The organism is Amycolatopsis sp. NPDC052450, assembly GCF_044547565.1.
Lineage (GTDB): Bacteria > Actinomycetota > Actinomycetes > Mycobacteriales > Pseudonocardiaceae > Amycolatopsis.
Genome location: NZ_JBIUAQ010000045.1, coordinates 1 through 19201, shown reverse-complemented (window position 1 = coordinate 19201; position 19201 = coordinate 1). Strand labels below are relative to the sequence as shown.

Below are 19201 nucleotides of genomic sequence, written 5' to 3'. Positions count from 1 at the left end.
TGGTGGATGCGTTCGGGTTCACTGGGCGGCCAGCCATTTCGCGACCCCGCCGACGGCGTCCTTGCAGCCGCCGCAGCCGGTCGTCGCGCGGGTCGCCCCGGCGAGGGCCGGGACGTCGGTGGCGCCGCCGCGCCACGCTTCGACGAGCCGCCCCTTGGTCACCGCGTTGCAGCGGCAGATGACCGCCGACGCGGGCAGATCGGCCGGGCTCGCCGCCGACGGCGCCCCGGGCGGCAGTGAGCGTCCTAAAAGGACCGCCAGCCGGTCTTCGGGCACCGGAGTGCCCCGGTCGTAGAGTTGCGTGATCGTCGCGGCCGCGTCGGGCAGGCCGAGCAGGATCGCGCCGGCCACCCGGTTTTCGCGGATGACGAGCTTGCCGTAACGGCAGCCCGCCGGGTCGCTGAAGGTGAGTACTTCGGCGGCCGGGTCGTCCGCGCCGGTCATCGTCTCGCCGAGCGCGGTGAGGTCGATGCCGCGCGCCTTGAGCCGCGTCACCGCCTGGGTACCGCGATAGCGTGACGCGGATTTGGTGCCGGTGACCAGATCCGCGACGACGGCGGCCTGTTCCCACGCGGGCTGCACGAGCCCGCCGAACGCGCCCGGATGCTTCGCGCAGTCACCGATCGCGTGGATCCGGCCGTCGCTGGTGCGCAGCAGATCGTCGACGACGATGCCGCCCTCGACGGTCAGCCCGGCGTCCACGGCCAGTTTCGTCTCGGGCCGGACACCGGTGGAGACGACGATGAGATCGGCGGGGACGTGCGTACCGTCGTCGAGTTTGAGCCCGTCGCCGCTGACATAGCGCGCGGCCCCGACGCCGAGCCGGAAGCCCACGCCGAGTTCTTCGAGCTTCCTGGTCAGCACCCGTGCGGATTCCGCGTCGAGCTGACGTTCCATGATGTGCGGCATCGGATGCACGACGGTGACGAGGTTTCCGCGGCCGGCGAGGCCTCGCGCGGCTTCCAGGCCGAGCAGGCCGCCGCCGAGGACCGCGACCGGGGCACCCAGTTTGGCGGCGTCGAGGATGCGGGCGCAGTCGTCGAGGGTGCGGAACGCGACCACGTCCGGGCCGGGTTCGAGCCCCTCGACCGGTGGCATCCACGGGTTCGCGCCGGTGGCGAGCACGAGCGCGTCGTAGTCCACTGTGGATCCGTCGTCGAGATGGATCCGCCTCTCCGCGCGGTCGATCGACGTCGCGGTGACGCCGCGCCGCAGGTCGGCGCGGGTGCGGGACGACCAGTCGTCGTCGTGCAGCCGGACGGCCTCGGGCCGCATGGTCCCGGCGACCACCGACGAGAGCAGCACCCGGTTGTAGGCGGTGTGCTCCTCCGCGCCGACGACGGTGAGCCGCACACGTTCGCCTTCGGGATCACGGCGCTGGATCTCGTCCGCGAGCCGCGCGCCCGCCATCCCGTATCCGGCGATGACCACCGACCGGGGGCTCACGCGACGGCCTCGGCCGGGGCGAGCGCGACCGCGCACACCTTGAACTCGGGCATCCGGCTCGTCGGGTCGAGCGCCGGGTTGGTCAGCAGGTTCGCCCTGCCCTCGCCGGGAAAGTGGAACGGCAGGAACACCAGGTCGGGGCGCAGCGACGCCACGCAGCGGACGCGGGCGACGGTCTCGCCGCGCCGTGAGCGCACGACGGCGAGGTCGCCCTCGGCCAGCCCCGCCCTCGCCGCGGTGTCGGGATGAACTTCCACGAAGGCCTCCGCTACGACGTCGTTCAGCTCCTTGACCAGCCGGGTCTGTGCCCCGGACTGGTAGTGCTGCAGGACCCGGCCCGTGGTGGCCTGCAAGGGGAATTCGGCGTCGGGCAGCTCGGCCGGGCCGACGTGGTCCACCGGGACGAACCGCGCGCGGCCGTCCGGGTGGGCGAAGGAGTCGAGGAACATCCGCGGCGTGCCGGGATGCGATTCCGCCGGGACGGGCCAGTAGAGGGCCTCGCCGTCCCGGAGCCGGTCGTAGGTGATGCCCGAGTAGTCGGCGACACCGCCCTTGGACGCCTGGCGGAGCTCGGTGAAGACGGTCTCGGCGTCCGCCGGGAACCGTCCGTCGGGCTGGCCGAACCGGCGGGCGAGTTCGGAGAGCACGTAGAGATCGGTCTTCGCACCCAACGGCGGGTCGATCGCCTTGCGCCGCAGCAGGATCCGGCCTTCGAGGTTGGTCATCGTGCCGTCCTCCTCGGCCCACTGCGTGACCGGCAGGACGACGTCGGCCATCGCCGCGGTCTCCGACAGGACGAGGTCCGAGACCACCAGGAAGTCCAAAGAGGACACCTTGTCCTGGATCTTCCCCGCACCGGGCGCGGAAACGACGAGGTTGCTGCCGAACACCATCAGCGCGCTCGGTCCGTCTTCGCCGCCGAGCGCCTCCAGCAGCTCGACGGCCGAGCGGCCCGGCCCCGGCAGGGATTCCGGCGGAACACCCCACACCCCGGCGACGTACTCGCGGGCCGCGGGGTCGTCGATCTTGCGGTAGCCGGGCAGCTGGTCGGCCTTCTGCCCGTGCTCACGCCCGCCTTGGCCGTTGCCCTGCCCAGTCAGGCAGCCGAATCCGGAACCCTCGCGCCCCGGCAGGCCGAGGGCGAGCGAGAGATTGATCCAGGCGTTGACCATCGCGGTGCCGTTGGCGTGCTGCTCGGTGCCGCGTGCGGTGAGGATGTAGGCGTTGCGGGCCGCGGCGAGTTTGGCGGCGACGCGGCGCTGATCCGCGGCGGAAACCCCGGTGACCTGCTCGACCCGCTCCGGCCACCAGGCCGCGACCGAGCGCCACAGCTCCTCGAAGCCGTTCGTTCGATTGTCCACATAGGACTGTTCGAGCAGACCATCGGCGACGACGGCGTGCAGGATTCCCTGAGCGAGCGCGAGGTCGGTACCCGGCGCGGGCGCGAGGTGCAATCCGGCGAGTTCGGCGGTCGGGGTGCGGCGCGGGTCGACGACGATCAGGTCCGCGCCCCTCAGGTGCTGGGTGAACGGCGGCATCGTCTCGGCCGGGTTCGCGCCGACGAGCAGGACCGCGTCGGCGTCGGCGAGATCCGTGACCGGGAACGGCATCCCCCGGTCGGCGCCGAACGCCTTGATCCCCGCGGCCGCCGCCGACGACATGCAGAACCGGCCGTTGTAGTCGATCTGCGAGGTGCCCAGCGCGACGCGGGCGAACTTCCCCAGCAGGTACGCCTTCTCGTTGGTCAGCCCGCCGCCGCCGAAGACGGCGACCGAATCGGCACCCTTGGCCGCGCGGATCTCGGTGAGCCGCCGGGCGACGAGGTCGAGCGCCTGCGGCCAGGACGCGGGCCGCAGCTCGCCGTCGACCCTGATCAGCGGCGTCGTCAGGCGGGAAGGCGAGGCGAGGAGCTCCCCCGACGTCCAGCCCTTCTGGCACAGGCCGCCGGCGTTGACCGGGAAGTCACGCGGCGCGACCCGGGCGCCGTCGAGGCTCATCCCGCACTGCAGGGCGCAGTACGGGCAGTGCGTGTCCACCGCGGTCGCGGTGGGGGCGGCGAGCGGCACGGGCACCTCCTCCAGGCGTCGATAGCGCTTGAAGGTAGGTAGGCCGTGTTACCTGGAAAGTCCTGAATGTTTCAGGCGTTTGACATTGACCGCCGCCGATGGACGTCACACCGTGAGGTCACCGCACCCCCGCAATTCGTCATCTACTTGCGGTCGTCGCCCGGGCGACGACCGCAAGTAGATGACGAATTGCGACTATGAACGAAGTGTATAGACGGTGCGTATACACACTGTGTATAGTCGCCCGCATGTCCATCGGGAACACGCTGCTCGGCCTGCTCGAAGCGGGCCCCAAGCACGGTTACGACCTCAAACAGCTCTACGACAGGCAGTTCCGGCAAGACCGTCCACTGCACTACGGGCAGGTCTATTCGACGCTGAACCGGCTCTTGAAGAACGGCCTGGTCGAGGAGAACGGCGTCGAAGCGGGCGGCGGTCCGGACCGGAAGCGCTACGCGATCACCGAAGCGGGCGTCACCAACGTCGAGGAATGGCTGAAGAGCCCGGAAAACCCCTCGGTCTACCTGCAGAACACGCTCTACACCAAGGTCGTGCTCGCACTCCTGTCCGGCCGGGGTGCCCAGGATCTGCTCGACGCCCAGCGCGGCTCCCACCTGCGCACCATGCGCGAGCTCACCGCCCGCAAGACCGACGGCGACCTCGCCGACCAGCTGATCTGCGACCACGCGCTGTTCCACCTGGAAGCGGATCTGCGGTGGCTGGAACTCACCGCCGCCCGTCTCGACGACCTCGCGCGCCAGCTGACGCGCTGATCTGGGGACCACACAGTGGAAACACCGTTGTTACACGGGCTCGGCCTGCACAAGGCCTTCGGCCCGAATCAGGCGCTGGCCGGGGCCGGGCTGACGCTCGAAGCCGGCGAGATCGTCGCGATCATGGGGCCCTCGGGGTCCGGGAAGTCGACACTGCTGCACTGCCTGTCCGGCATCCTGCGGCCCGACGGAGGCCAGGTGCTGTTCCGCGGGCGTGATCTCGCGGCCATGGCCGACGCCGAACGCAGCGCCTTGCGCCGCACCGAATTCGGTTTCGTCTTCCAGTTCGGGCAGCTCGTCCCGGAGCTGACCTGCCTGGAGAACGTCGCGCTGCCGCTGCGCTTGGGCGGGATGAAACGCCGTCCCGCCGAGCGGATCGCGCGGGACTGGCTCGACCGGCTGGAAGTCGGCGACTCCGACGACAGCACACCCGGCCAGGTTTCGGGCGGGCAGAGCCAGCGGGTCGCCATGGCCAGGGCGCTGATCACCGAACCGTCGGTGATCTTCGCCGACGAACCGACCGGCGCGCTGGACACGCTCAGCGGTGAGCTGGTCATGCGCCTGCTGTCCGAGACGGCGAAGCAGACCGACGCCGCCGTCGTCCTGGTCACCCACGAACCGCGGGTGGCCGCCTACTCCGACCGGGAGGTCATCGTGCGAGACGGCCGGACCCGCGAGCCGGTGGTCACCCGATGACCGGGCGCGAAGACCTGCTGCTGGGGTTCCGGCTGGCCGTCGGGGGCGGCCGGGGCTCGATCGTCAGGCTCGTCCTGAGCACGGTCGGCATCGGGCTCGCGGTCGCGGTCCTCCTGATCGGCGCCTCCGCGGGCACCGTCAAGGAGAACCGCGATCAGCGGGCGTACGCCGCTTCCCCGCGGTACGAACAGATCCCGGGTGTCGCACCGCTGAACTACCACGCGACGACGACCGACTTCCGCGGTCAGGCGATCTCGCTCGTCCATCTTCAAGCCACCGGGCCGAACTCGCCGATCCCGCCGGGGGTCGACCGGCTGCCCGCACCGGGCGAGGTCTTCCTTTCGCCGAAGCTCGACGAACTCGTCACGACGGACACCAGTGGCCTGCTGCGGCCCCGTCTGCCCGGCAAGCCGGTCGGGATCATCGACGCGGAAGCCGTGCTCAATCCGAACGATCTCGTCGTCTACGCCGGCACGGGCAATCCGCGGAACGGCGTCGCGATCTATGCCTTCGGTTCCCCTCCCGGCTACGAAACGCCGTTCGAACGGGGAATCCTCTCGCTGCTGCTGATCGGTCTCTTCGTCCTGCTCACGCCGGTGTTCATCTTCGTCGGGACGGTCTCCCGGCTAGGCGGCGCGGCCCGTGACCGGCGGCTCGCCGCGCTGCGGCTGGCGGGCTCGTCCCTCAAGCAGCTGCACCGGATCACCGCGGCGGAATCCCTCGTGGGCGCCGTGACGGGCTCGATCGCCGGCGCGGCGGCGTTCCTGCTCTTCCGCGGCGCGGTGGCGGACTTCCAGGTGTTCCGGTTCGGGGTGTACCCGAAGGACCTGACGCCGCCGTGGCCGCTGGTGGTGCTGATCGCGCTCGTGGTCCCCACCCTGACCGTCGCGACGGCTTGGGCGGCCCAACGGCATACGGTCGTCGAACCGCTCGGAGTCGTCCGCGAGACCACCCCGCCCCAGCGCCGGTTGTGGTGGCGGCTGCTGCCGATCGTCGCCGGAATCGCTTTGATAGCACCGGATTTCAGCGTCGCGACTGAACTCGGCCGGATGGCGCTGATCGCCGGTGCTGTGCTGCTGATGCTCGGGATACCCGCGATGCTGCCGTGGCTGCTGGAGCGCGTCGTCACCCGGATCAAGGGCGGGCCGCCGTCGTTCCAGCTCGCGATCCGCCGTCTGCGGAACGACAGCGGGACCCCGGCTCGAGTGGTCGCGGGTCTCTGCGTGGTGCTCGCCGGGGCGATCGCGCTGCAGAGCCTGTTGGCGGGCCAGGTGTCTCTGACGGCCGTTTACCAGGAGAAGACCGACGACCGGATCACCGTCCATGCCGACGGCTCGGTGGCCGACCAGGCGATCGCCGCGGTCCGCACGGTGCCCGGCGCGGCCGACTTCCAGACCATGCGTTCGATGCTCGTCGACGCGAACCGGGTGGACAGCGCGCTGTCCTCGCTCGCCGTCGCCGACTGCGCCACGATCGAAGCGGTCACCACCGCGACCGGATGCCGCGACGGTGACGTGTTCGCCGCCCCGGCCTCTCTCCACAAAGGACAGTCGGTGAAGCTCACCGACAACGACAAGCAGGAGCGGGCGTGGACCGTTCCTGCCACGCCCCGCCCGCTCGGCGGGAAGCCGTCGGGGCTCGCCGAGCAGCTCCAGCCGCACGTGCTCGCGACGCCTGCCGCGATGGCGGGCGTCGACCTGGCCGCCGCGCCGGTCACGGTGAGCCTGCGTGGGACGACCGGGAATCCGGACTTCGTCGAACTCGTGCGGAACTCGGTGGCGCCGTACAGCGGACAGGTCGCCGTGGCGTCCGCCAACGAAAAGCGGGCCTCCGACGAGGCCCGGATGTACGACGACGTGCGGAACATCCTGTTCGGCGGCGCGTTGTGCATCCTGCTGCTGGCAGGGGTGAGCCTGCTGGTGCTCGCCCAGGAACAGGTCCGGGAACGGCGCCGGGCGCTCGGGGCACTGTCGGCCACCGGCGTGCCGGTTCGGGTGATCGTCCGGTCCCTGTTGTGGCAGAACGGGATTCCGCTGCTGCTGGGCATCGTGGTCGCCACCGCGACCGGAATCGCGGTCGCCGCGCTGGGCAGGCGGCTGTTCTGGGACGGGCTGTACGTCGACTGGTCCGCGGTGGGGATGCTCATCGCGGCGGCGGTCGCGATGGTGCTGCTGGTGACGGCGTCGACGGTGCCGTCCGTGCGCTCGGCGGCGAAGGCGGAGAACCTGCGCACCGAGTGACCTACAGCACGGCGCTCACGTCCCGGGCGGCGGCACGGAGTCCGTCGTGCGCCGCCCGGGTCGACCGCGGGTCGAGGGCGTTGGCGGCGAGCCGGAAGAGGATCGCCCGCAGGAGAAGCTGGGGCCATTCGGGCAGATGCGCCCAGCGTTCGAGAAGATCGATGGTGGCGCCGCCCCAGGCCAGCGCGTCGACCGCGACGATCGCGGCGCCCCATTCACCCGGCCGGTAGTAAGGCACGAAATCGACGATGCCGGGGGCCGCGTCGCCGTCGAACAGCACGCCGGCGAGAAGCTCCCCGTGCACGACCTGGTCCGGCAGTTTGACCGGTCTTCGGGAACCCGCCAGCACCTCGAACCAGCGGCCGCCCTTGTTCTCGTCGAGCGACAGGTCCGCCTCACCCCAGGCGAGTTTGTCGGCCAGCGCCTCGAGATCGGTGCGCCGCCCCAGGAAATCCGGCCGCGGCAACCCGGCCGTCGCACGATGCAGTTTGACCGCCGCGTGCACGACCTCGTCGTAGCGGTGCTCGGCCGTACCGGACACGAATCGGTTCGCCGACCAGCCGCCGACCACCCACCGGCCGTCGCTGGACCGAACGGGCTTCGCGACCCGCAACCCCGGCTCGTCGATGGCCTCCAGCGCCCGCGCCGTCCACAGCGTCCGCGACTTGTCCACGACGGGCTTGAGCACGAGATCGTTGTAGCGCCAGGCGGTGGTGCCGGGCAGCGGTTCCGCGTCACCGGTACGTCCGCCGAACGCCGAACAGACGTGTTCCGGAGGGCTTTCAAGGGTGGCACGCACGGCTCGGGACGTTACCCCGTCTTCCGGGCCACGAACGAGAAGACGCGCTGGTGTTGAGTAGCGATACTCAAGACAGGATCGCTTCTGACCTGCCATTCTTCGACCGTGATCCCCCGAACGGCGCAGCGCACCGCCCTCGCGCTCGGCTCTCTGTGGCTGGCCGGCACTCTGGGCGCGGGCACCGTGGGCCTGCTGCTCCCGCTCGCCGCGTTCCTGCACGCTCCCTGGCTCGCGTCGCCGGTACCGCTCGTGTCGATCGGCGTGGTCTACCTCGTCGGATTCGCCGCGCCGGAAGCCTTTCCTGCCGTCGCGAAACCCTGGCCCCGGCTGGTGTGGGCCTTCGCGACCGGGATTTCCGGCGTTCTCGGCGCGATCTTCGTGGTGGAGGTGGCGGAGGCGTTCGATTCCTGGTTCGCGGTGCCGTTCCTCGGGGTGCCGGTGCTGCTCGTCGCGGGGCTGTTCGCGTACGACCTCCGGATCCGGGCCATCGCCGGGCTCCTCCTGATCGCGCTGATCGCGGGCGGGATCGCCGTTCCCGCGGCCCTGCCCGAAGACACCGCCACCCGGCGGCTGGCCGTGACCGGTGTTCCGCGCGACCGCACCCTCGCGGCCGACCTCGGTCCTCGACGGCTCCCGACCAAAACGACCGAAGACTCCGGAGCGCTGATCGTCGAGTACGCGCCCCAACTGTGGATCTCGCCCGTCTGGACCTTCGCGACCGACGCCGTCGACAACTGCGAGACGTCGGTGAAGACCACCTGGCGCCTCTCGAACGCGACGTGTGCCCAAGTCGGCGACGGCGAGTTCCTCCGGCGGAACGCGGACCGCATCGAGTTCATCCAGCGGCGCGGCACGCTTTCGGTGCACGTCGCGGGCAACCACAACTGGAAACCCGAGGAACTGCGCGAACTGGCCGCGAAGACCCATCCGCTGACCGACGCCGAGATCATCGCCGCCGTCCCGAAGTCGCCCCACGGGAACCGGAAGGACGTCGTTGCGGGATTCACGACCTTCGTGCGGGCGATCTTCGCGGGCGGGTCCGGTCCGTGAAGGCCCCCTTGAGGGAACCAGAGTCCGTGAAGGCCTCCTTCACTACCTTCAGGGTAGGGAAGGAGGCCCTCACGGCATCGGCAAGAAGTGAGCAGGGGACCTTTGCTATCGCCCGCACCCCAGGCCCAGCAAAAACCCTCAGTAAGTCGGCAGGCTCTGGTCGATCTGCCGCGCCCAGGCAAGCACGCCGCCGCCGAGGTGGGTCGCGTCCTTGAACCCGGCCTGGTGCAGCGCCGCGAGTGCCTCCGCCGAACGCGCGCCCGACTTGCAGTGCAGCACGATCGGCTTGTCCTGCGGCAATTCCGACAGCGCCTCGCCCGAGAGGATCTTGTCCTTCGGGATGAGCGTCGCGCCCTTGATGTTCACGATCTCGTACTCGTGCGGCTCGCGGACGTCGATGAGGGCGAAGTTGTCGCCGTTGTCGAACTTGGCCTTGAGCTCCGCCGGCGTGATCGTGTGCCCCGAAGCGGCCGAAGCTGCTTCGTCGGACACGACGCCACAGAAGGCTTCGTAGTCGATGAGCTCGGTGATCTTCGGGGTCTCCGGATCCTTGCGGATCTTGACCTCGCGATACTTCATCTCGAGCGCGTCGTAGCTGACGAGCCTGCCCAGCAGCGGCTCACCGATGCCGGTGATCAGCTTGATCGCCTCGTTCACCATGATCGAGCCGATCGACGCGCACAGCACGCCCAGCACCCCGCCCTCGGCGCACGACGGCACCATGCCGGGCGGCGGCGGCTCGGGGTAGAGGTCGCGGTAGTTGAGCCCCTTGCCGTTCGGCGCGTTCTCCCAGAACACGCTCGCCTGCCCCTCGAACCGGTAGATCGAGCCCCACACGTAGGGCTTGCCGGTGAGCACGGCGGCGTCGTTGACCAGGTAGCGCGTCGCGAAGTTGTCGGTGCCGTCGAGGATCAGGTCGTACTGCTCGAACAGCTCCAGCGCGTTGGACGACTCGAGCCGGTCGGTGTGCAGGTGCACCTTGACGAACGGGTTGATCTCGGCGAGCGACTCCTGCGCGGACGCCGCCTTGAGCTTGCCGATGTCGGACTGGCCGTGGATGACCTGGCGGTGCAGATTCGATTCGTCGACCTCGTCGAAGTCGACGATGCCGAGCGTGCCGACCCCGGCCGCGGCCAGGTACAGCAGCGCCGGGCTGCCGAGGCCGCCGGCACCGATGACCAGCACCTTGGCGTTCTTCAGCCGCTTCTGCCCGGTCATCCCGACGTCCGGGATGATCAGGTGACGGCTGTACCGGGCCACCTCTTCCTTGGTGAGCTCGGCGGCCGGCTCAACGAGCGGCGGCAGCGTGCCTGACATCGGGTCCTCCATCTCGCGTGGATCGCGGTCGCATCCCAGTATCTACAACACCGACAGGCGGAAACGACTTCCCCTGTTTCAGATCCTGGGAAATTCCAGCAGATGGGATGGCGGGACTAGGGTGTCTGGTTCGGCCAGGAGCCGGGTTTGCAGACCTTGCCGTCCGCGGGCACCTTCCCGCGGTCACCGCCGGGGAGATTGTTCAGCTGCGCCACGAAGTCGTTGGAGACGCCGAACGTCTGCTGCATCATCACCGGCGCGATCCCGCCGTTGACCTGGCAGCCCACGTGCTTTCCGCCGAGAGCGTGCCCGACCTCGTGGTTGATCGCGTACTGGCGATACCCGACCATGTCGCTCTCGAACGCCATCGCTCCGCGCACCCAGCGGGCGAGGTTGATCACCACGCGCTTGTCGAAACTCGACCGGTAGCACGAGGTCTCGTAGGTGATCTGGAACATGCAGACGTCCGCGCGATGCGTCGTGTTCGGTGTGGTGAGACTCACCCGGAAGCTGGGGTTCGGGTAGCTCGCGTCGACCCGCTGGAGCGCCTTCTTGCCGTCCCACGTCCAGCTCTTGGCGTTGGACAGCGTGCCCTCCACCATCACGGCGAAGCTGTCGTCACCGCCATAGCTGACCGGATCGATACCGTCCTCGACCTCGACGGTGTAGGTGAACAGCTGTCCCGTCCCGACCTTCTCCCCCTTGCCCGGCACCACGTGATAGGTGCCCTGACCGGACTCGGTGAACGGGTCGCCCTTGGGCAGATCCGCGGTCGGGATCTTGAGATCGACCGGTTTGGCCGGATTCTCCGGGAGGACGTCGCCGCCCCCGTCGACACCCGCGCCCGGCTCGCCGCCGTTGCCGGCGGAGCCGTCGGATCCATCGGCCGAAGCGAGGCTCGCCCCGTCCGTGGGGATCGGCTCGGGCGGACCGGTGGCGGTGTTGAACACGACCAGCGCGGTGATCACCACGAGGATCGGCAGCGCGTACACGCGCCAGCCGTAGGTCTTGGCGAAGTGGCCGATGCCGCCCTTGCTCTTGCGCGCCTTGGACTTGGCGGTGCCGGGCTCGTGCGGCTTCCAGGACGCGCTGAGCGGCTGGGCGCTGGTCCGGCGGCCGCCGGGGCGGTAGCGGTCCTCGTCGAGCCGCTGCGAGGGCGGCGGTGTCGGCCGGTACTGGCCGGTGCGCGGCGCGTCGGACGTCCGAGGCTGGGTACGCGGCGAACGACGACCGGAGGCGGAGTACTGAGACCGCCGTCCTTCGCCCTGCGCGCCTTGCTTAACCCGGTCCACGGGAACCAGGGTGCCATAACCGAACTGTGATGTTGTGAGCGACCGGCGCTTCGCGCGGCGTGTCCTGCCCACCCGAGTGGGCTACCAGCTGCCCGATTCGACCGATTCCCACATGCCCAAAACGGCCCGCGCTACGACATTCGGGCGTTCCATCTGCGCCACGTGGCCGGTTCGGGGGAGAACGAGCAACCGGGCGTGCGGAAGTAGCCGAGCGGTGCGCTCCGCGCGCCGGACGGAGATCACCCGGTCGTGCTGCCCCCAGACGACAAGTGTCGGCGCGGCGACGTTCGGCGCGACGGCCCACAACGACGCGGGACCGCGCGCGGACCACGTCCGGAAGATGCCGAACGTGCTGCGAGCGAGCGCGGGGGCGGCCCAGGCGAAGGCGGCGCGAGCGCTGTGCTCCTCTTCAAGCTCGTCCAGCCTGCTTTCAGCGAAGCGGCCCGGGTCGGCGAAGCAGAGCTTGATGACCTGCATGGCGCGTTCGCGTGGACCCAGCGCGGCCAGCTGACGGCGCACCCGCGGGCCGATCAGCGGCAGATACGCGAACGCCATCCGCGGATCGGACAACCGCTTCATGCTGGGACGGAGATCCGGCATCGCCGGCGAGATCAGCGTCAGCGTCTTCACCAGTTCCGGATGCCGGGCCGCGACGAGCAGCGCGACCGCTCCACCCATCGAGTTGCCGAACAGGTGCACCGGCCCGCCGTCGAGGCTCTCGATGTGGCTCGCGACGATCTCGGCGTGCGCGTCGAGGCTGAAGTCGAAAGCGTCGGGCGGCTCCGAGTAGCCGAACCCCGGCAGATCGACCGAAGTACCTGCCGCTTGGGGCGCCAGGAGGGCGGCGAGATCGGTCCAATTCGTGGACGAGCCGCCGAGCCCGTGGACGTAGACGGCCGTCTCCGGACCGCCCGGGGTCCGGCGGATGTGCAATTTCACCCCGCCGACACCTATTGTTTCCCCGGGCCACGGCGGCGGCGCGGGGTCCAGCGACGGCAACGACCTGCGCGACAGCGGTACGTGGGTCAACGGCGGGCGGCCCCCGGCGGCACGGGAAACTGGAGAAGACACAGCACCAAGGATGCCCGACCCTTGGCGGTCCGGCTGTACCGGCGAGTAATCTCGAGGTCACTTCACGCGGCGGTGACCCCGCCCGGCGGAGCCCGCTCGACTGCGCTGACGAGTTCTCGGCGGTAAGGATCGCCTCGAACAAGGCTGATGCGTTCTCGGCGGAGACGAGTGCCTCGAACTGGAGGAACGATGACAGAAATGGCGCGACTGCAGGCACGAGGTGTCCGCCTGCCCAGAACGGAACGCCGCGCCCAGCTGCTGGCCGCCGCTCAGCGGGTGTTCGCCGCGAACGGTTACCACGCCGCCGCGATGGACGAGATCGCCGAAGAGGCCGGGGTCAGCAAGCCGGTCCTCTACCAGCACTTCCCCGGCAAGCTCGACCTCTACATCGCGCTGCTGGAGAGCCACGTCGACGAACTGGTGCGGCGGGTCAAGGACGCGCTCGACTCCACGACGGACAACAAGCAGCGCGTGCCGGCGACCGTCGGCGCGTTCTTCGACTTCGTCAACAACGACGCGGGCGCGTTCCGGATGGTCTTCGAGTCCGACCTTCGCGGCGAGCCCGCCGTGCAGGAGGCGGTGGACCGGGCGACGTCGGCCAGCGTCGACGCGATCACCGAGACCATCACCGCCGACGCGGGCCTCGACGAGGACAAGGCACGGCTGCTCGCGGTCGGCCTCGTGGGACTCTCGCAGGTCAGCGCGCGGTTCTGGCTGGCGCACCACAAGTCGATGAGCCGCGAAGAGGCCGTCGCCCTCACCGCCAACCTCGCCTGGCGAGGGATCGGCGGCGGCTTCCCGCTGCAGCACTGACCCGCAATTCGTCACCTACTTGCGTTCATCCCGATCGCAAGTAGGTGACGAATTGCGTGGGGTCACTGGTCACTGGGGCAGGAGCTTCTTCAGGCGGTCGGCGGCGAGCTGGGCGTCGGCGACGACCTTCGCGGTGTCGATCCCGACAACGCGTCCTTCGCGCTTGAGGGCGCGGCCGTCGACGAACACCCACGAGACGTTCGCGGGCTGGGTGTTGAAGACCAGCTGATTCACCCAGTCCACCTTCGGCGCGAAGTTGACCGCCTGGGCGTCGACCAGCTGGAGATCCGCCCGCTTGCCCGGCGTCAGCGACCCGATCTCCTTGTCCATCCCGAGCGCTTCCGCGCCGCCGAGCGTCGCCATCCGGAGCACGTCCGCCGTGGTCGGGTAGACCGCCGGATCCGTCCTGGTCGCCCGCTGCAGGCCGACGGCCGCGCGCATCACGTTGAACATGTCGCTCGTGTCGTTGGTGCCGCCGTCGAGGCCGAGCCCGACCTTCATCGACCGCTTCTTCATCTCCGGCAGCCGGATCACCCCCGACGCGAGCCGCATGTTCGACAGCGGGTTGTGCACCACGCCGACCCCCGCGGCCGCGAGTTCGTCGAGGTCGGCGTCGGTGGCCTGGATGACGTGGTTCGCCACCAGCCCGGGGTGCAGCGCGTTCGCCCGCCGGAGCGCGTCCATCTGCCCCGCGGTCAGGTCGGCCTTCGATTCGAGCAGATGCACGTTCAGCGCGACGCCGAGTTCACGCGCGAGCTTCTCCGAAGCGTCGACGCTCGGGAAGTTCCCGGTGGACGGATGCGTGCCGATCTGCAAGCGCGCCAACGGATTCGGATCGATGACCTCGCGCTTCACCCGGCGGATCTCGTTCTGCAGTGCGGGATCGGTGGTGCCGTTGTACGAGTAGAGGAACCGCAGCTTCGACTCGCCGAGCGCGCGGAGACCGCCCTTGGCGAAGTCGATGTTGAACGCGTGCGACCAGTCGGTGACCGTGGTGATGCCGGTCGACACGACGTCGGCGGCCGCGAGTTTCGTGCCCGCGTACGCGTCCGCGTCGGTCACCGGCGCGCGGTACAACGGGATGACGCATTTGCCGAGCCAGCCGATGAGTTCCTTGTCGGCCGCGCAGCCGCGGATGAGCGACTGCCACAGGTGGTTGTGCAGGTCGACGAATCCGGGCAGCACGATCTTGCCGCGGCCGTCGACGACCTTCGCGGAGCCCGCGTCGAGGTCCTTGCCGACCTGTTCGATCTTCGTGCCCTCCAGCACGACATCGGCGTCGGCGAGGGCGCCGAGCGGTCCTTCGCCGAGACTCGGGTCCATCGTGAGCACCATCGAGGCGTCACGGATGACGACCCGGCCGGCGCCGGCGAACTCCGCGTCGCTCCCGGCTTCGGTGGTGTCGCCGCCGATGCCGGTGAGCAGGGCGGCGCCGAGGACAACGGCGAGGGTGAGGGTGAAAACGGACAGGATGGATCCGCGCTGTTTCATCGTTCCAACTCCCCAGTCGAAAGCAGCGTTGCGAGATCACGCTAGCGCCTCCGGCGAGAGCAAGGGACCTTTGCTCTCGCTTTGGACCATCCAGGCGGCACCTTGGACCATCCAGCGGCACCGGGCAGAGCCGCGGTTCGGCTATGAATCAAGCGACCGCGTCCCGATCCGCGAGGAGTCACCATGCCCCACATCGCGCTCGACGAGAACCTGCCCGGCATCACCGCCCTGTTCGCCTACCGGCCGGAGACGGCGGCTCCGCTCGGGCAACTCGCCGAGGTCCTGCTTCGCGGCCCGAGCAGCCTCAGCGTCGGCGAGCGGGAACTGATCGCCGCGGTCGTCTCGCGCGGCAACGACTGCACGTTCTGCTCACGCAGTCACGGCGCGGTCGCCGCCGAAGCGCTCGAAGGGGGCATGCCGGTCGTCGAAGCGGCTTGGAAGGACATCGACGGCGCACCCGTGCCGTCGAAGGTGCGGTCGCTTCTGCACGTCGCGCTCGCAGTCCGCGAAAGCGGGAAATCCGTGAGCGAAGAGCTGATCGAGACCGCCCGCGCGGAGGGCGCGACGGACGTCGAAATCCACGACACCGTCCTGATCGCGGCCGCTTTCTGCATGTTCAACCGCTACGTCGACGGGCTGGCCACGATCGCCATCGACGACCAGGATGCCTATCGGGAGGCGGGCGTCCGCCTCCTGGAAACCGGCTACACGGGCCTCTGAGGAGAGCAAGGGACCTTTGCTCTCGCCGGCCGCACCGGTGCGTCGCGAAAGCCACTTTCGCGACGCCTGACGTCCCGAAAGTGGCTTTCGCGACATCCTCAAGCGCCCCACCCGAACCCTGAGCTGCAAAAAGAGAGCAAGGGACCTTTGCTACCGCTTCTCTCAATGTCGAGAGGAGCGATAGCAAAGGTCCCTTGCTCCCGCTTTCAGACCCTCGCGGCGCGGCGGACGAGTGCCGCGATGCGGTCCGAAACCTCTTGCGTTCGTTCCTGCGGCAGCATGTGCCCGGCCCCCGGGTAGCGCACGAATTCGGCCTCCGGCAGCGCGTCGGCGATGACCTTGGCGTGCGGAGGCGGGCAGAGCCTGTCCCGCTCCCCCGCCAGCACGATCACCGGTTTGCCCTGCAGCGCGGCCAGCGTGACCCGGCAGTCGTGCCGGGAGATCGCGTCCTGGAATCCGGCGACGCTCGCCGGATGCGCGCACAGCAACTGTTCGGCGACCGAGTCCACGTCGGCCCGCTGAGGCCGCCGCCCGAAGACGAGCAGCCGCGCGCCGGGCCGCACCACCGACAGCGGCAACGGCAAGGCATCCCGGCGGTTCTTCGCGAGCAGCTTCGCGAGCCTCCGTTCGAACCTCGCCGCGCCGCTGCCGGCGATCCCCGGCAGGCCGAGGGTGATCCGGTCCATCTCACCGGACGATGTGGCGACGAACGCGACCCCTGCGACGCGCCGGTCCACCAGATCGGGATTCCTGCGGGAAAGTTCCATGATCGTCATGCCGCCCATGGAGTGCCCGGCGAGCACGAGCGGACCGTTCGGGACGCGGTCCTCGATCAGTTCGGCGAGGTCGTCGGCGAGGGTCGGGATCGTGGCCGTCCCCGGTTTCGCCGGCGCGGAACCGCCGTGACCGCGCAGGTCGTAGCGCAGGATCCGCACGGAGTCGCCGAGCCGCGACGCCACGCCGTCCCAGGTCCGGTGGTCCTGGGTCCAGCCGTGCACGAGTACCAGGGTGAGTTCGGAGTCGGCCGGACCACTCATCTCGACGTGCAGCGCGGTGCCGTCGCCGGTCACGAACCGGTGTTCCCGCGACGGGTCCCACGAGACGGCGTCACGCTGCTTGACGCTCTTCATCGCTTCCCCGGCAGCAGGAAGGACTTGCGCCAGAAGTACATGCCCGGCTTGCCGACCAGACCGGATTCCTGCAGGAACGGCATGATCTTCTCGCCGGCCCACTGGATGCTTTCGCGCCAGTTGGGGTTGTTCAGCGCGGCTTCGACGCCGTCGCGCGGCCGGATACCGACGGCCTTGTAGACGTTCGGGTTGATGAAGGCCCGCGTCACGAAGTACGAAATGACCGCGATGATGAACTGCTGGTAGAGGATTTCCTTCTTCGACAGTTTCGCCATTCCGCGAGTGACCTCTTCGCGGGCGAAGGTGACATGCCGGGCTTCCTCGAGCACGTGGATCCGGTTCACCATGCGCACCAGCGGCTGGATGTCCGGGTCGTTCATCTGCTCGCGCTGAAGCCGGTCGAGGACCTCTTCGGCGACGAGGATCGCGCCGTACCGCGCGGGGCCGTAGCTGATCGATGGCATCAGTTTCGCCAGCCGCCGCAGCCAGGGCACCGGCCCGTAGGACGGGCAGCCGATCCGCGAGGCCATCCGCGCGAACATCGTCGAGTGACGGCATTCGTCCGCGATCTCGGTCAGCGCGTACTGGGCGTGCGAGCTGGTGGGGTCTTGCTCGTAGACCTCCTTGAGCAGCATCTGCATCAGGAGGATTTCGAACCACAGTCCTGTGGTGGCGACGCTCGCGACCTCGTGCTTGCCGAGCTCGATGCGCTGCTCTTCGGACAGCGAATCCCACAGCTCGGTGCCGTAGAGCGAAGAGCGATGTGCCGGGATGAAGCGCTTCCCCTCCACGAGCGGAGCGTTCCAGTCGATGTCGACGTCGGGGTCGTAGAACTTGTTTGCGGAGGACTTGAGCAGCCGCTCGGCTGTCTTCTCCCGGTCTGTTTCCTTCAGCGCCCGCGTCATTGCCGACACACCCCTATCTGTAACTCGCGGTAACAGTTACCTCTGGTAGCATGACTGGGGTGATCGAACGTGTCAAGCGCAACAGCAAGCAGTCGAGCAAGCACCCCACCGCGGGTGAGGCCGACACGGGCGACGCCCGTCGCGACCGCTGGCGCAAACACCGGATCGCGCGCCGAGCGGAGTTCGTCGAAGCGGCCCTCCGCGCGCTCGACACGCACGGGCCGGACCTCGGCATGGAAGACGTCGCCGCCGAAGCGGGCGTCACGAAACCCGTGTTGTACAGGCACTTCGACGACAAGGCGGATCTGTACGTCGCGCTCGGGCAGCGCGGCACGGAGATCCTCTTCCAGCGGCTGATCCCGGCCATCAACTCCGAGCTTGCCCCGGTCCCCCGGATCCGGATGGCGCTCGACGCGTTCTTCAGCGTCATCGAAGAGCACCCGAACCTGTACCGCCTGCTCGCACGCGGCGGCCTCCAGGAGAAGGTGGTCGTCAAATCCGACGTCGTCGCCGAGGACAAGGAACTGATCGCCACCGCGCTCACCGCGCTGCTCGGCGACTACATGCGGATGTTCAACATGGACTCCGGCGCCGCCGAACCGTGGGCGCACGGCATCGTCGGCATGGTGCAGAGCACCGGCGAATGGTGGCTGGACCGGCGCTCGATGGGCCGCGACAGCGTCGTCGAATACCTGACACAGATCATCTGGGCCGCGATCGACGGCCTCTCCCGGCAGCAGGGCATCGTCATCGATCCCAATCTGCCGCTCGAAGAGAACAAGGTCGTCCAAATGCGGAAGACCCAGGAAAAGCAGGCGGAGGGGCAATGAGCGAGCACGACGAAGACGGCTACTCCGGCGAAGCGGTCCTCGTGATCGACGGAACCGAGATCGCCACGACGGTCGACCTGCGGGGCTACTTCCAGCCCATCGACGGGTACTACCGCTGGTACGGCCGCGTGGCCACGAACGAGCAGGTGTCCGCGGCCGCCGGCGGTAAGAAGACCTCCGTCGAGATCCGCGCGGGCGAGTACAGCGCGAAGGGCGAACTCTCCGACCCGGACCCGTGGGACCGCTACCGCATCATGGGCACCAGCACGCCGCCCTTCCACGTGCCGACCTCACTGGAAGAACTGAACGAACTCAACGCCTGACCGCTGACCCGCGGGTGAGCAAGGGACCTTTGCTATCGCCGCCAGGTGACAGCAAAGGTCCCTTGCTCTCTTTCCGCAGGTCAGCGGCGATAAGGCGCGGGTCGTGAGGTCGCCCAGGCACAACCGAGCGGGGGGGGGTTTGGTCGGTGAAAGGGCCCAAAACAACCCCCCCCCCCCAAGCCAAAGAACCCCCCCATAAACCACCCCCACCTCCGGAGACCCCGCCCCGTGGGGGCCCC

Annotated in this window: 17 protein-coding genes; 8 read left to right on the top strand and 9 right to left on the bottom strand. The window is 69.1% G+C overall.

The window, feature by feature from the left end; all coding sequences use genetic code 11:
* Nucleotides 1–18: 18 nt before the first annotated feature.
* Nucleotides 19–1446: an FAD-dependent oxidoreductase gene (locus tag ACIHAO_RS39935; protein ID WP_396567015.1), complete on the bottom strand. Its 1428-nt coding sequence runs from the start codon at nt 1444–1446 to the stop codon at nt 19–21.
* Entirely contained in the window at nt 1443–3512 is a 2070-nt protein-coding gene (locus tag ACIHAO_RS39930; RefSeq protein ID WP_396567013.1) for a molybdopterin oxidoreductase family protein, read from the bottom strand. Before ACIHAO_RS39930 ends, ACIHAO_RS39935 begins: the two co-directional genes overlap by 4 nt.
* A 248-nt stretch (nt 3513–3760) precedes the next feature.
* Here ACIHAO_RS39930 and ACIHAO_RS39925 point away from each other — a divergent pair, with 248 nt between their 5' ends.
* Genes ACIHAO_RS39925 through ACIHAO_RS39915 form a run of 3 tightly spaced genes read left to right on the top strand, consistent with a single transcriptional unit; the run spans nt 3761 to nt 7221 of the window.
* The gene (locus ACIHAO_RS39925) at nt 3761–4285 is read left to right on the top strand and encodes a PadR family transcriptional regulator (protein ID WP_396567011.1); all 525 of its coding nucleotides are present in this window, start codon (nt 3761–3763) and stop codon (nt 4283–4285) included.
* 15 nt (nt 4286–4300) lie between these two features.
* A complete protein-coding gene (locus ACIHAO_RS39920; protein WP_396567009.1) occupies nt 4301–4981 on the top strand; it encodes an ABC transporter ATP-binding protein in 681 nt (226 codons plus the stop codon).
* On the top strand, nt 4978–7221 hold the full coding sequence (locus ACIHAO_RS39915) for an FtsX-like permease family protein (protein ID WP_396567007.1): 2244 nt from the start codon (nt 4978–4980) through the stop codon (nt 7219–7221). Before ACIHAO_RS39920 ends, ACIHAO_RS39915 begins: the two co-directional genes overlap by 4 nt.
* A gap of 1 nt (nt 7222) precedes the next feature.
* On the opposite strand, the gene ACIHAO_RS39910 is transcribed toward ACIHAO_RS39915, so the two are convergent.
* Entirely contained in the window at nt 7223–8020 is a 798-nt protein-coding gene (locus ACIHAO_RS39910; RefSeq protein WP_396567005.1) for a TIGR02569 family protein, read from the bottom strand.
* Nucleotides 8021–8125: 105 nt separating this feature from the next.
* On the opposite strand from ACIHAO_RS39910, the gene ACIHAO_RS39905 reads away from it, so the two are divergent.
* Entirely contained in the window at nt 8126–9070 is a 945-nt protein-coding gene (locus ACIHAO_RS39905) for a hypothetical protein (protein WP_396567003.1), read from the top strand.
* A 138-nt stretch (nt 9071–9208) separates the two neighbouring features.
* Here ACIHAO_RS39905 and moeZ read toward each other — a convergent pair whose 3' ends face one another.
* From moeZ to ACIHAO_RS39890, 3 genes are all read right to left on the bottom strand, one after another.
* Complete coding sequence (gene moeZ / locus ACIHAO_RS39900; RefSeq protein ID WP_396567001.1) at nt 9209–10387, bottom strand: adenylyltransferase/sulfurtransferase MoeZ; 1179 nt, start codon at nt 10385–10387, stop codon at nt 9209–9211.
* A gap of 116 nt (nt 10388–10503) precedes the next feature.
* Complete coding sequence (locus tag ACIHAO_RS39895; protein ID WP_396566999.1) at nt 10504–11679, bottom strand: DUF3152 domain-containing protein; 1176 nt, start codon at nt 11677–11679, stop codon at nt 10504–10506.
* A gap of 81 nt (nt 11680–11760) precedes the next feature.
* A complete protein-coding gene (locus ACIHAO_RS39890) occupies nt 11761–12618 on the bottom strand; it encodes an alpha/beta fold hydrolase (RefSeq protein ID WP_396566997.1) in 858 nt (285 codons plus the stop codon).
* A gap of 321 nt (nt 12619–12939) precedes the next feature.
* Here ACIHAO_RS39890 and ACIHAO_RS39885 point away from each other — a divergent pair, with 321 nt between their 5' ends.
* On the top strand, nt 12940–13563 hold the full coding sequence (locus ACIHAO_RS39885) for a TetR/AcrR family transcriptional regulator (protein WP_039922912.1): 624 nt from the start codon (nt 12940–12942) through the stop codon (nt 13561–13563).
* Nucleotides 13564–13632: 69 nt separating this feature from the next.
* Here ACIHAO_RS39885 and ACIHAO_RS39880 read toward each other — a convergent pair whose 3' ends face one another.
* Nucleotides 13633–15054: an amidohydrolase family protein gene (locus tag ACIHAO_RS39880; RefSeq protein ID WP_396566994.1), complete on the bottom strand. Its 1422-nt coding sequence runs from the start codon at nt 15052–15054 to the stop codon at nt 13633–13635.
* A 183-nt stretch (nt 15055–15237) separates the two neighbouring features.
* On the opposite strand from ACIHAO_RS39880, the gene ACIHAO_RS39875 reads away from it, so the two are divergent.
* Nucleotides 15238–15774: a carboxymuconolactone decarboxylase family protein gene (locus ACIHAO_RS39875; RefSeq protein ID WP_396566992.1), complete on the top strand. Its 537-nt coding sequence runs from the start codon at nt 15238–15240 to the stop codon at nt 15772–15774.
* Between the two features lie 206 nt (nt 15775–15980).
* Here the strand turns inward: ACIHAO_RS39875 and ACIHAO_RS39870 are convergent, their stop codons facing one another.
* Both ACIHAO_RS39870 and ACIHAO_RS39865 read right to left on the bottom strand, forming a co-directional pair.
* Nucleotides 15981–16904: an alpha/beta fold hydrolase gene (locus ACIHAO_RS39870; RefSeq protein ID WP_396566990.1), complete on the bottom strand. Its 924-nt coding sequence runs from the start codon at nt 16902–16904 to the stop codon at nt 15981–15983.
* Nucleotides 16901–17809, bottom strand: a complete 909-nt coding sequence (locus ACIHAO_RS39865; RefSeq protein ID WP_396566988.1) for a diiron oxygenase — start codon at nt 17807–17809, stop codon at nt 16901–16903. The genes ACIHAO_RS39870 and ACIHAO_RS39865 overlap by 4 nt, the downstream gene beginning before the upstream one ends.
* Nucleotides 17810–17859: 50 nt before the next feature.
* Between ACIHAO_RS39865 and ACIHAO_RS39860 the strand changes: the two genes are divergently transcribed.
* Nucleotides 17860–18639 carry a TetR/AcrR family transcriptional regulator gene (locus ACIHAO_RS39860; protein ID WP_396566986.1) on the top strand — a complete coding sequence of 260 codons (780 nt, stop codon included), beginning with the start codon at nt 17860–17862 and terminating at the stop codon, nt 18637–18639.
* Nucleotides 18636–18962: a DUF4873 domain-containing protein gene (locus ACIHAO_RS39855; RefSeq protein WP_396566984.1), complete on the top strand. Its 327-nt coding sequence runs from the start codon at nt 18636–18638 to the stop codon at nt 18960–18962. Before ACIHAO_RS39860 ends, ACIHAO_RS39855 begins: the two co-directional genes overlap by 4 nt.
* Nucleotides 18963–19201 lie beyond the last annotated feature (239 nt).